Raw genomic sequence first — 11714 nt, 5'->3', positions numbered from 1 at the left:
GGGGTTCCCGGTGAATCGTGGGGACGGAGACGGGAGAGGGGTGACGAGGTCAGATGCCGGTGTAGTTCTCGGCGAAGAAGTCCTGGTGCGCACGGGACGTCCGCAGGCTGTCCAGGCGGGCGTACTGGAGCGCGCGGCCGTAGCGGGCGTGGGCCTCGACGGTGTGCTCGCTGTCCTCGGCGGTCGGGCCGTGCAGCAGGCCGCTCATCCAGTGCGAGAACTCGTGGGCCCGCCAGACACGCGGCAGACAGTCGGCGGCGTACCGGTCGAGGTCGTTCTCGTTGTCGTGCTTGAGGGCCAACGCCAGTGCCTGCGCGAGGCGTTCGGCCTGGAGTACGGCGAGATTGGCGCCCTTCGCGGCGGAGGGGCTGATGAGTCCGGCCGCGTCGCCCGCCAGCCAGAGCTGTCCCGCGCCCGGGGTGTCGAGCACGTCGGAGCGCAGGTCCACGACCGCCTTCTCCAGCACCGGGCCGTCCTTGAGCTGTCCGAACTCGTCGACGCGGAGGCGGATTTCGAGCTCGGTCCAGATCCGGTCCTCGCTCCAGTCGGCGGGATCGGTGCCGCGCGGGCACTGGAGGTAGTAGCGGGTGACGGTCGCCGTGCGGGCCATGTGGCCGGCGAATCCCCGCGCGTGCAGGGCGTAGCCGACGGCTTCCATGCTCGGCGGAGCCTCGGCCAGGACCGCGAGCCAGCTCACGCCGTGGTCCCAGCGGGCGGTGCGCGTGCCGTGGGCGGCCATGGTGGCGCGGGCGACGCCCCGGTGTCCGTCGCACCCGGCGACGTAGCGCCCGACGACGTCCGTGCCGCCGGCGGTACGGACCCGGCCCTCGGAGATCTCCTCGACCTCCGTGTCGAAGCGGATCGCGCCGCCGCGCCGGAGGTACTCGGCGAGGAGGTCGCGCACCAACTCCTGCTGGGGGTAGACCGTGTGGACCTCGCGGCGGCCCAACTCGCCGTAGTCGAGGGTGAATTCACCTCGTTCGCTGCGGAACAGGCAGGTGCGGTGGGTGTGGCCCCGGGCCGCCATGCCGTCCGCCAGCCCGTGTTGGGTGAGGACGCGGACGGAGTGGGCGGCCAGGAAGCCCGCTCTGGCCCGCCCTTCCACCGCCTCGCGTCCGCGCCGCTCCAGGATCACGCAGTCGATGCCCTGGTCCAGCAGCAGGTTCCCCAGGACGAGCCCCGCCGGGCCCGCCCCGACGATCACCACCCCGGTCCGTGCCCCGGAGTCGAATCGTTTCCCCACATCCACCCCTGATCTTGCTTTTTCGGCCAAGGGGTTTCATATCAGCCAGATCATGGTGATGAGGAATCGAAAGCGGCTTCTTAGCCCATAAGGGCCAACTGGGCATATGTCACTGGCTGTTGACTCCGCCCTCAGTGGTCGTTGTCAAAGTGCGGCTTGAGCAGGTCCACGCCGTAGTCGCCGCCGTTGGGGGTGCGGACGATGGTGTGGATGTGCTGCTGGGTGGGGGTGCCGCCGGGGCCGCCCGAGGGGGCGCCGTTCGGGGCGCCGGAGGACGAGGACGCGGTGGCCGTGCCGGAGACGTCCGAGGAGCAGCCGGTCATGGTCGCGACGGCAGCGACTCCGCCGGCGAGCAGCGCCCTGTTCATGAACCAGCGGCGACTGCGCTCGGCTTCGGGGGTGCGGGGGCGGTGTCCGTGCATACGGCCAACCTCCCGCACGAACCTGAGCCGAACCTGAAGCGGCGTCCGGCCGCCTGACCCGCCACCTGGACCGAGGCCCAGCGCCGGGAAGGCGACACCCGCCGGTGCGATGATGCCGCCATGGCACAGTCACCGCAGGAACCCCAGGACTCCTCGGTCACCGAGGACGGTATGACCGCGGCTCGGGCCGTCGACCGGATCGAGGCCGCCGCGCATCCGCGTCCGCACGATCGGCGCCTGCACGCCCGCGGTGCCGTGTACGACGCGCGGTTCGTGCCGACCGGGCGCATCGCGGGGTGGACGACGGCCACCTGTCTCACCGCCGAGGCCGACGCGGTGATCCGGTTCTCGAACGGTTCCGGCAACTTCGCCGCCGACGACCGGGCCCGCGGGGTACGCGGGATGGCCGTCAAGTTCCTTGAGGGGGACGGCAGTAGCGAGGACGCCAAGGCCGTCATGGACCTCGTCGCCGCGAACTTCCGGGTCTTCCCCAGCCACAACCCCGAGGGGTTCATCGAACTCGTCGAGGCGCTGGGCATGGCCGGTACGGAGGGCGGATTCACCGACCGGGCGAAGGGAAAGCTCGCGGCGGCCGGGAAGTTCGCCTCCGTCCTGGCCCAACACCCGGAAAGCCGGGGCGCGTTGAAGTCCTTCGCCGGGCAGCAGGCACCCGTCAGTTTCGCCACCACCCGCTACGACGGCCTGCACGCCTTCGTCCTGGTCGACGAGGCGGGCGTACGGCGCCCCTTCCGCTACCGTCTCGTGCCGCAGCTCGGCGAGGTCGAGATCGACCCCGGGTACGCCGCGACCCTCGCCCCGGACTTCCTCATCGGCGACCTCGACGCCCGCCTCGCCACCGGGCCCGTCACCTTCACCGTGGTGTACCAGCTCGCCGAGCCGGACGACCCGACCCACGACCCCTCACAGGCCTGGCCCGAACACCGCCCGCTGATCCCGGCCGGCCACCTGCACGTGACGGCCCGCTCACCCCGCGAGGACCACTGGCAGCAGCAGGTCTTCGACCCGACCCGCCTCGCCCCCGGCGTAGAACCCTCCGACGACCGGATGCTGGCCTTCCGCCGCCACGCGTACTCCGTCTCGGCGGAGCGCCGCCTCGCTCCCTGAGAACCGGGGAACACGAGGAACACCTAGCCGGGGAACACCGAGCCGTCGAGATACGGCCGCAGCGGCTGCCGTGCCGCGATCTCCGCCAGACGCGGCAGCGGACGGCCGGGGGCGAGGCGGGCCGACAGCCAGCCCCACAGCGCGAGGTTGACCTGCGGCGACCGTTCGGGGGCGCAATGCCCGGCGTCCTTGACCACCCACACCGTCGTGTCCGGCCGCCCCGCCAGCCCTACGGCGTCACCGGGCGGGACATACACGTCGTCGGCACCGTTGACCACCAGCAACGGCGATCCCCCGGCACCGGCCTTGTCGAGGAGCCCCTGCTCCCGCAGGGAGAAAGCGGCGAGCAGCTCGGCGATCACGGACTGGTCCGGCATCTCGTCCAGGTGCAGCGCGTTGGCGACGATCCCGGGCATGCCGTGCGGGAGGCCGAGCAGGTCGATGGGTTCGTCGGCCACGCCGGTCGGGCCGCCGAGGTCGACCGCCGCGTCGACGTGTCCGGCGAGGGCGAGCTTCGCGGCCCAGTGCGCGCCGAAGCTGATGCCGTAGAAACCGACGGGTTGGCCGTAGGCGCGCCGGAGTTGAGCGATGAGGCCGACGAGGATGTGGTCGGCGTCGGGGGAGAGCGGGACCGTGGACTCTCCGGTGCCGGGCATGTCCACGGCGGCGATGAGCAGACCGGTGGCGCGGGCGGTGGCGACGGCCAGGCGGTGCAGGTCCATTTTCCAGGTGTCGACGCCGCCGCAGAGGACGACCACACCGGGCCGGGGCGCCCGCCGTCGCTGGAAGAAGTGCACGGGAACGGGTTCGGGCACCTCCAGGACCGCGCGCTGGAACCGGACCGGGAAGCCGGGCGCGGCTTCGAGGTACGCGGTGAGCTGGCGCTCGTGCGCGGCCCGCCGTTCGCCGGTCGCCAGGCACGGGAAGCGGGCGGCGCCCCAGCACAGCGAGGCGAGCAGCGGGTCTCCGGAGGCATGCGCTCGCTCGGCCTCGGCGGACCACACCGGGACCCAACTCCCCGCCCCTGTCCCCCACATGTCGGTGATACGGGCCCGGGCGCGGTCGACGACGGGGCGCGGGATGCCGAGCGCCACGAACTGCCGGGTGCGCTCGTCGAAAAGGTCGTCCGGTTCCACGGGGAAGGTGAACATGTCCCTAGAATGCGAGTAATCCTCAGCTTCTGACAACTCGCATTGGACCCCGGATCCGGCCATGTCCGTCCCGCGCAAACGCCCACGTCAACAGCGGTCCCAGGAGACCTACGACGCGATCCTGGAAGCGGCTGCTCAGCTTTTCGAGTCCCTCGGCTACACCGCCGCGACCACCAACAAGATCGCGGACCGCGCGGGGGTGTCGATCGGCTCGCTCTACCAGTACTTCCCGAACAAGGACGCCCTGCTGTACGCGCTGGGTGAGCGCCACGTCCGGTCGTTGGCCTCGGCCATGAACGCGGCGATGGCAGAACTCCGCTCAGCCGCGCCCCCACCCGAGCAGACCATCCGCACCCTGTACTCGACCCTGGCCCAACTCCACGACACGGACCAGCACTTGCACCGGCTCCTCTACGACCAGGCTCCGCGCCCGGCCGAGGCGGCGGCCCAACTCCGCGCGTTCCAGGCGGAGATGGCTGGCGAGGTCGAACATCACCTCCGCCGTCTCGACTTGGGCGCCCCCGACCCCACCCTCACCGCCCTCCTCGTGGTCCAGGCGGCCGCGGCCCAGATACACGGCGCGATCCTCGACCCACCGGCGGGCCGCACCTCGGCCGAGTGCGTGGAGGCGGCGATCACGATGTGCTTGGCGGCGCTGGGCATCCGTCCGGCGACGTAGACCGGCCCTACGGCCGTGTCAGGGCGCCGGTGAGTTCCCCTACGGCCGCGAGGTCATGACAGTCACCCGCGGCACCGCCCCCGCACCACCACACCAGCCGCTCACTTCCGTCCTCGCCCCACCCCTCCCAGTCGGCCGTCGTCCCCTCCGGGCGAAGATGCGTACCGGTGCCGTGGGACGGACAGACCGGCCATGCCCGCCGGAGCCGGTCGGCCACCGTCTCCTGGGCCGCGTCCGCGACGAGGCCGAGGGCCAGGTCGTCGGGGGCGTCGGCGTCCGGTTCCTGGAGTCCGTCGTGGTGCCAACTCCCGTCGGACACGGCGACGTAGACCTGCTCCTCCCAGACCATCAGCGCGAGGGGCGGCTGGTCGGGGAGGGCCGCCGCGAAGTCGCGGTTGACGGTGGCGAGGGCGGCCTCAAGTCGCGGGTGGCGGCCGGGTTCCGCGCGTTGAAGGTCGAAGGGCTTCACCGGGTGATCTTCCCCCACCGGCCGGAGACCACTGCCCGAATTTCCGACCTCAGCGGCGGCGAACCACTGGGGCGGACCACAGCGGGGCCCTCCCACCTCGCCAGGGCCAGTCGTGACCGAGTCCAGGCCGGGCAACAGCTTCCCTTCATGCGGTGCCGGGTCCGTGACGGACCAGCCCGGACCCGCCCGCACCACCCCCGTCAGGGTGGCCCGCGGTGCGACACGGGCCACCCCTTTCTCAGGTCATCTCACGGCACCGCGTCAGGAGCTCGGGCAGTGCTCCCATGCCATGTGGTAGACGGTGCTGATGTCGCCGTCCGTCGAGTCCATCGTCATGAAGCTGACCGCGCCGGGCGCCGAGGTGCCGGCGTTGACGCGGAGCTCCGTGTTGATGTTGAAGTTGCGCTGAACTCCGCAGGGTGCCCAGACCAGTTGGGCCACGTCCGTGCTGTCGTTCGCCTGCCAGTTGTCGTCGTAGGGGCCGTTGAACGGGTGGTTCTTGCTCGAGGTGTTCGACGAGCCCTGGAAGTAGTACGAGGCCTTCTGCGCACCGCTCGCGCCGCGCTGGAGGGAGGCGAAGCCCCGGTAGTCGGCGCTCGCGATGGCGTAGGTGAAGCCCTGCGGGACGTGGACGACCAGGTTGAGCTGGCAGTTCTTGCGGAACGCCGTGGGGTCGGAGTTGCCGCCGACCTGGGCGAGGTAGGCGCTGTAGGTCACCGTGAAGGCGGTGTTGTCCTCGGAGACGGCGACCGCCGTCGTGCCCTGCGGGCAGCCCGAGCCGTTCACGGTGGCGACGTTGATGACGATCTTGTCCGGGGGCGGGTCGTCGAACACGGGTGAGGACGCGTGCTGCACGGGCAGCGCGGTGGTGAGGAGAGCGGCGACGGCGCCGCTCAGGAGGAGCCCACCAGGCATGGTTTCTCCTTGGGGTCGGGGGGTGGCTGCGCCCCAAGTCTTTGAAGAAACAATGAAGTTCCTGTGAAGACCGACGGCGCGCTCGCATCGTAGGAAGCGGCGCAGGGGGCGGTCAGGGCGAACTCAGGCCATTCACAGACGCGTCTTTCACACCGTCTTCACAGTGACTGAACTCTGTTGAAAAATACGGGCGTTGACACATCCGACCCCAGGTACTTCACAGCCGCACACCATGGAAGCTCTTCCACGGCCGGGCGCCGGCCCTCGTCGAAGGTCCTGGTGAGCGGAGCCCCGGGGGTGGCGTGGCTGCTCGAACCCGGGACGAGCTACGACGACCGGACTACGGGTTCTCCCAGGCCGCCGGTTCCGCCGCCAGCGCGCGTACCGGCTCCGGCAGGGCGTCCGTCGCGATGTCGGCGACGGTGACGCCCTCCAGGATGCGGCGGACGTTGGCGCGCAGGGCGATCCACAGGGGGAGGAGGGGTTCGGCGGAGCCGGTGTAGGCGAGGCCGGTGGGGCGTTCGCCGCGGACCGAGACGATCGGGCCGTCCACCGCGCGTATGACGTCGGCGACGGTGATCGCGTCCGCCGCGCGCGCCAGCCGGTAGCCGCCACCCCCGCCGCGCCGGCTGTCGACGATCCCGGCACGCCGGAGGTCGCCGAGAATCCCCTCCAGAAACTTGTGCGGGATGTCCTGCGTGGTGGCGATGGTCTCGGCCTTCACAGGGCCGTCGTCACCGTGCACGGCGAGCTCCAGAACCGCCCGTACCGCGTAATCCGCCCGTGCCGAGATCCTCATGCGTCCATTGTGGGCCGTTCCGGCATAGAGAATGACCCCGCACGACGGCCTCCTGGGATCACCACGGAAAATGGCTTCGCACGTGCCGCCGACGGACCGGACCCGGGAGGAGCTTCCAGTGGAGCTGAGCAGGCGTACCTTCAGCACCCTCGCGGGCACGGCCGCGCTCGGATTCGCGCTGGGGGGTGGCAGCGGCGGCAGCGGTGACGCGTACGCCGCGCACGTCGTGCCCACCGGGCCGCCGCCCGCACCGCCGGGCGCGGACGGCCGGCCCCACACGATCGGGTACGACCGCTACTCCCTGATCGTCGACGGAAAACGCCTGGTCCTGTGGTCGGGCGAGATGCACCCCTTCCGGCTGCCGAGCCCGTCCCTGTGGCGCGACGTCCTGCAGAAGATGCGCGCCTTCGGCTACAACGCGGTCAGCATCTACGTCTCCTGGAACTACCACTCCCCCGCCCAGGGCAGCTACGACTTCACGGGCGTCCGCGACCTCGACCTGTTCCTGCGCATGGCCGCCGAGACCGGTCTCTACGTCATCCTGCGCCCCGGCCCGTACATCAACGCGGAGATCGACGCGGGCGGCTTCCCCGGCTGGCTCGTCGCCACGAAGGGCACGGCCCGCACCTCGGACCCGACCTATCTCTCGCACGTCGACGAGTGGCTGACCCAGGTCGACTCGATCGTCTCCAAGCACCTGTTCACCCAGGGCACGGGCACGGTCCTGCTCTACCAGATCGAGAACGAGTACGACGCCCACGTCACCGAGCCCTCCGGCCGCGACTACATGTCCCACCTGTACAAGAAGGTGCGCGCCGACGGCATCGACGTCCCCCTCTTCCACAACGACAAGGGCCGCAACGGATATTGGACCCCGGGGTCCTTCGACACCGGCGCGGACACGGGTGGTTGGCTGTACGGCTTCGACGGGTATCCGACGCCTTCCCAACCCCCGCCCGACTGGGGGCACTTCGGGATCGGCGGGGCCAAGGGCGGGGCGACCGCCAGCCCCAAGACCCCTGGTTTCGTGCCCGAGTTCGGCGGCGGCTGGTTCGACCCGTGGGGCGGGTCCTGGTTCGACGGGAAGGGGTACGCGGAGTCGCGCCGGACGCGTGACGCGGCGTACGAGCGGCGCTTCTACCTCACCAACCTCGCCAACGGACTCACCCTGCACAACGTCTACATGACCTTCGGCGGCACCTCGTGGGGCTGGCTGCCCGCACCGGTCGTCTACACGTCGTACGACTACGGCGCCGCCTTCGACGAGGGCCGCAACCCGACCGCGAAGCTCGTGCCGATGCACCAACTCGGCCAGCTGCTGCGGACGGTGCCCGACTTCGCCAAGCTGGACCGCGCGGCCGACGTCAAGGCGGACGGCCTGAAGGTCTACCACCTCACCAACGCCGACACCGGCGCGCACGTCTACGTCCTGCGCAACGACAGCGCGAAGGCGGTCACTTCAACCTTGCCGACCGCGACCGACGACGTCGAGGTCACCGTCCCGGCCCAGGACGCCCGCCTCCTCGTCACCCAACTCGCCCTCGGCGGCCGCAAGTTGAGGTACTCGACGGTCACACCGATGATGTCGCTGACCACCGGCCGGCAGGACATCGCCGTGTTCGCCGGGACGCGCGGCGAGATGGCGCACGCCGTCGTCGAGTGCCCCGAGGAGCCGGTGGTGACCCGGCTCGACGCGCAGGCCGCCTGGGTCTGGGACCGCGGCCTCCTGCACGTCACCGTCCCGCTCGGCATCGGCGGCCTGACCCGGGTCCTCGTCCAGGGCGGCGGCGTCGACAACCCCCTCCTCCTGGTCTTCGCCGACGAGGCCACGTCCGTACGCCTGTGGCCGTACGAGACCGGAGCGGGCACCGCGCTCGTCTACGGCCCCGCGCTGCTCCGCGGGGCCACCATCAGCGGGACGACCGCCCACCTCACCGGCGACACGATCGGCGAGACCGGCCTCGAGGTGTGGGGGCCGCGCGGTCTCACCGAGGTCACCTGGAACGGGCGGGCGGTGCCCGCGACCGTCACCACCGCGGGCAGCCTGCGCTCGAACCCGGACGCCCTGCTGCCCGGCGTGCCCGCCGTGCCGCTCCCCGCGCTCGACGGCTGGCGCCGGAAGGTGGAGAACCAGGAGGCCGCCGTCGCCTTCGACGACTCCAAGTGGACGGCGGCGAACCGCACTTCGACGTTCAGCACGACCCCGATCCCCGCCGGGCAGCCCCTGCTCTTCGCGGACGACTACGGCTTCCACTACGGCGACGTCTGGTACCGCGGCCGGTTCACGACCAGCACGACCGACGACCTCGAATCGGTGACCCTCGCCTACAGCACCGGCACGCAGGGCCTGCTGATGGCCTGGCTCGACGGGGAGCCGCTCGGCACCCACCGGATGCCGGTGCCGACCACCAGCAGTGTGCGGCAGGGCAGTTGGGCCGCGAAGGCGACCCTCCCGGTCCCGGAGAAGGTGCGCACGGCCGGTTCACATGTCCTGTCCGTGCTGGTGCGCCGCATGCAGCACGACCAGGACGGCAAGGCCCTCGACACCCACAAGGTCGCCCGCGGCCTCACGGCGGCGACCTTCAAGGGCGCCTCCCCCAAGGTGAGTTGGCGCCTCCAGGGCGAGACGACACCCGACCCCGTGCGCGGGCCGCAGAACAACGGCGGGCTCTACGGCGAACGCGAGGGCTGGCACCTGCCGGGCTACGCCGACACCGGCTGGGATGCGGTGACCCTCCCCCGCGCCGACAAGCGGCAGGGCGTGGCCTGGTACCGGACCACCTTCAAGCTCGCCGTGGACACCGGCATCGACGCCTCGATCGGCCTCGTCCTCGACGACGACCCGGCCCGCGCCTACCGCGTCCAGATCTTCCTCAACGGCTGGAACATGGGCCAGTACATCAACGACGTGGGCCCGCAGCACACCTTCGCCCTGCCGAACGGGATCCTCCGCACCCGGGGCACCAACACCCTCGCCCTGGCCGTCCTGTCCGACGGCACCACACCGGCGGGCCCGAGGGACGTACGGCTCACGCTGCTCGGGAGCGCGGCCGGAGGAGTGCCGGTGTCGCCGGTGGCCTCCCCCGGCCGATAGGCCCGTCGGGAGCTACGCGAGCCTGATCATGTTCCAGGACAGCGGCTCCAGTACGGCGGTCAGCGTGCCGTCCTGGAGGGCGGTGCCGTCGACCGCGTGCGGGGCCACCCGCTCCGGGTCGGCCAGGGTGTTGCGGGCGTCCGGGTCGGCGTCCGCGAGCGCGCTGTGCTCGACCACCGACGTCAAGTCCAGCCCGTTCAGGCCGACTTGGAGCGGCAGCGACTCGGTGCGGCTGCGGTTGACGGCGAACACCGTGACCGAGCCGTCCTCGCCGCGCACGGCGGTCGCGTGCAGCAGGTCGGCCTCGCCGTACCGCTTCGTCCCGTGCTTCGGGGAGTCGACGCGGACGTCCAGGACCCGGCCCCGGCCGTGCCGCGACGCCTGCGCGAACGGGAAGAACGTCGTCTGCCGCCAGGCCGGGCCGCCCGGCTCGGTCATGATCGGCGCGATGACGTTGACGAGCTGGGCGAGGCAGGCGACGGTGACGCGGTCGGCGTGCCGGAGCAGGGCGATCAGGAGCGAGCCGAAGACCACCGCGTCCATGACGCTGTAGTTGTCCTCCAGCAGCCGCGGCGCCTCAGGCCAGTCGGCGGGGTCGGCGTTCTTCGTCTGCTCCTCCCAGTCCGACGTGTACCAGACGTTCCACTCGTCGAAGGAGAGGTTGATCTTCTTCTTCGACTTGAGGCGGGCGCCCACGTGGTCGGCGGTCGCGACCACGTTCTCGATGAACGACTCCATGTCGACGGCCGAGGCGATGAAGGAGTCCAGGTCGCCGTCGGTCGGCTGGTAGTAGGCGTGCAGCGAGATGTAGTCGACCAGGTCGTACGTCTCCTGGAGGACCGTCGACTCCCACTCGGCGAAGGTCGGCATCGCCTGGGAGGAGGAACCGCAGGCGACGAGTTCCACGCCGGCGTCGATCTGGCGCATCGCGCGGGCCGTCTCGGCGGCGATCCTGCCGTACTCCTCGGCGGTCTTGTGGCCCGTCTGCCAGGGGCCGTCCATCTCGTTGCCGAGGCACCAGAGGTTGATGCCGAAGGGGGTCTTGTCGCCGTGGGTGACGCGCTGGTCGGAGAGGGTCGTGCCGGAGGGGTGGTTGGCGTACTCCTGGAGTTCCAGGGCCTCCGCCACACCCCGGGTGCCGAGGTTGATCGCCATCATCGGCTCCGCCTGGGGGCCCAGCTTCTTGAGGAACGCGATGTACTCGGAGAGGCCGAAACGGTTCGTCTCCGTCGAGCGCCAGGCCAGGTCGAGGCGGCGGGGGCGGGTCTCCGCGGGGCCCACCGAGTCTTCCCACTTGTAGCCGGAGACGAAGTTGCCGCCTGGGTAGCGGATGGTCGTCACGCCCAGTTCTCTGACCAGGTCCAGGACGTCCTGGCGGAGGCCCTCCGCGTCCGCGGTGGGGTGGTCCGGTTCGAAGATGCCGGTGTAGACGCAGCGGCCCAGGTGTTCCACGAAGGAGCCGAAGAGGCGGGGGTTGACTTCGCCGATCGTGAAGGCGGGGTCGAGGGTGAAGCGGGCGGTGCGCATCGCTTCCTTCCGGGGGTCGAGTTCTGTCTGCCGGTGCGTTGTGGCTGGTCGCGCTCACGCGGCGGAGCCGCATATCGACACCCAGCTTGGATGTGCCGTTATCGTCGCCGTCGTAGTAGTGCTATGACAAGACATCCTTACCTTTGCCTTGGAAGCGCGGGCTGCCGGCGGCGAGGAGGTGCCTGTGATTCAGGTCAGGTGGTCCCCTTCCCTGCCCTTGCTGTAGAGGTCCCGTGTGTTCGACATGCCGTACGTCGCTCGCCTCATCGAACGGGACCGTAAAATCGAAG

10 protein-coding genes are annotated in these 11714 nt (G+C 70.7%); 3 read left to right on the top strand and 7 right to left on the bottom strand.

Annotated features, from left to right (window positions below; all coding sequences use genetic code 11):
• Positions 1-49: 49 nt before the first annotated feature.
• Positions 50-1243 carry a 4-hydroxybenzoate 3-monooxygenase gene (locus OHT77_RS30640; RefSeq protein ID WP_328831644.1) on the bottom strand — a complete coding sequence of 398 codons (1194 nt, stop codon included), beginning with the start codon at positions 1241-1243 and terminating at the stop codon, positions 50-52.
• A 131-nt stretch (positions 1244-1374) separates the two neighbouring features.
• Positions 1375-1665 carry a hypothetical protein gene (locus tag OHT77_RS30635; protein ID WP_328831642.1) on the bottom strand — a complete coding sequence of 97 codons (291 nt, stop codon included), beginning with the start codon at positions 1663-1665 and terminating at the stop codon, positions 1375-1377.
• 120 nt (positions 1666-1785) lie between these two features.
• On the opposite strand from OHT77_RS30635, the gene OHT77_RS30630 reads away from it, so the two are divergent.
• Complete coding sequence (locus tag OHT77_RS30630; protein WP_328831641.1) at positions 1786-2790, top strand: catalase; 1005 nt, start codon at positions 1786-1788, stop codon at positions 2788-2790.
• A gap of 23 nt (positions 2791-2813) precedes the next feature.
• Here the strand turns inward: OHT77_RS30630 and OHT77_RS30625 are convergent, their stop codons facing one another.
• Positions 2814-3941 (bottom strand): alpha/beta fold hydrolase, encoded by a 1128-nt coding sequence (locus OHT77_RS30625; protein WP_328831640.1) that lies wholly within the window; start codon positions 3939-3941, stop codon positions 2814-2816.
• Between the two features lie 61 nt (positions 3942-4002).
• On the opposite strand from OHT77_RS30625, the gene OHT77_RS30620 reads away from it, so the two are divergent.
• The gene (locus tag OHT77_RS30620; protein WP_328831639.1) at positions 4003-4620 is read left to right on the top strand and encodes a TetR/AcrR family transcriptional regulator; all 618 of its coding nucleotides are present in this window, start codon (positions 4003-4005) and stop codon (positions 4618-4620) included.
• A gap of 7 nt (positions 4621-4627) precedes the next feature.
• Here OHT77_RS30620 and OHT77_RS30615 read toward each other — a convergent pair whose 3' ends face one another.
• From OHT77_RS30615 to OHT77_RS30605, 3 genes are all read right to left on the bottom strand, one after another.
• On the bottom strand, positions 4628-5089 hold the full coding sequence (locus OHT77_RS30615) for a hypothetical protein (RefSeq protein ID WP_328831638.1): 462 nt from the start codon (positions 5087-5089) through the stop codon (positions 4628-4630).
• Between the two features lie 261 nt (positions 5090-5350).
• Complete coding sequence (locus OHT77_RS30610; protein WP_328831637.1) at positions 5351-6004, bottom strand: DUF4360 domain-containing protein; 654 nt, start codon at positions 6002-6004, stop codon at positions 5351-5353.
• A gap of 340 nt (positions 6005-6344) precedes the next feature.
• On the bottom strand, positions 6345-6803 hold the full coding sequence (locus OHT77_RS30605; protein ID WP_328831636.1) for an RrF2 family transcriptional regulator: 459 nt from the start codon (positions 6801-6803) through the stop codon (positions 6345-6347).
• Positions 6804-6921: 118 nt separating this feature from the next.
• On the opposite strand from OHT77_RS30605, the gene OHT77_RS30600 reads away from it, so the two are divergent.
• Positions 6922-9897 carry a glycoside hydrolase family 35 protein gene (locus tag OHT77_RS30600; RefSeq protein WP_328831635.1) on the top strand — a complete coding sequence of 992 codons (2976 nt, stop codon included), beginning with the start codon at positions 6922-6924 and terminating at the stop codon, positions 9895-9897.
• 12 nt (positions 9898-9909) lie between these two features.
• Here the strand turns inward: OHT77_RS30600 and arfA are convergent, their stop codons facing one another.
• Positions 9910-11424: an arabinosylfuranosidase ArfA gene (gene arfA / locus OHT77_RS30595; protein ID WP_328831634.1), complete on the bottom strand. Its 1515-nt coding sequence runs from the start codon at positions 11422-11424 to the stop codon at positions 9910-9912.
• Positions 11425-11714: the final 290 nt, after the last annotated feature.

Source organism: Streptomyces sp. NBC_00252 (assembly GCF_036187565.1).
Classification (GTDB): Bacteria; Actinomycetota; Actinomycetes; order Streptomycetales; family Streptomycetaceae; genus Streptomyces.
This window is presented reverse-complemented; position numbering and strand designations above follow the sequence as displayed.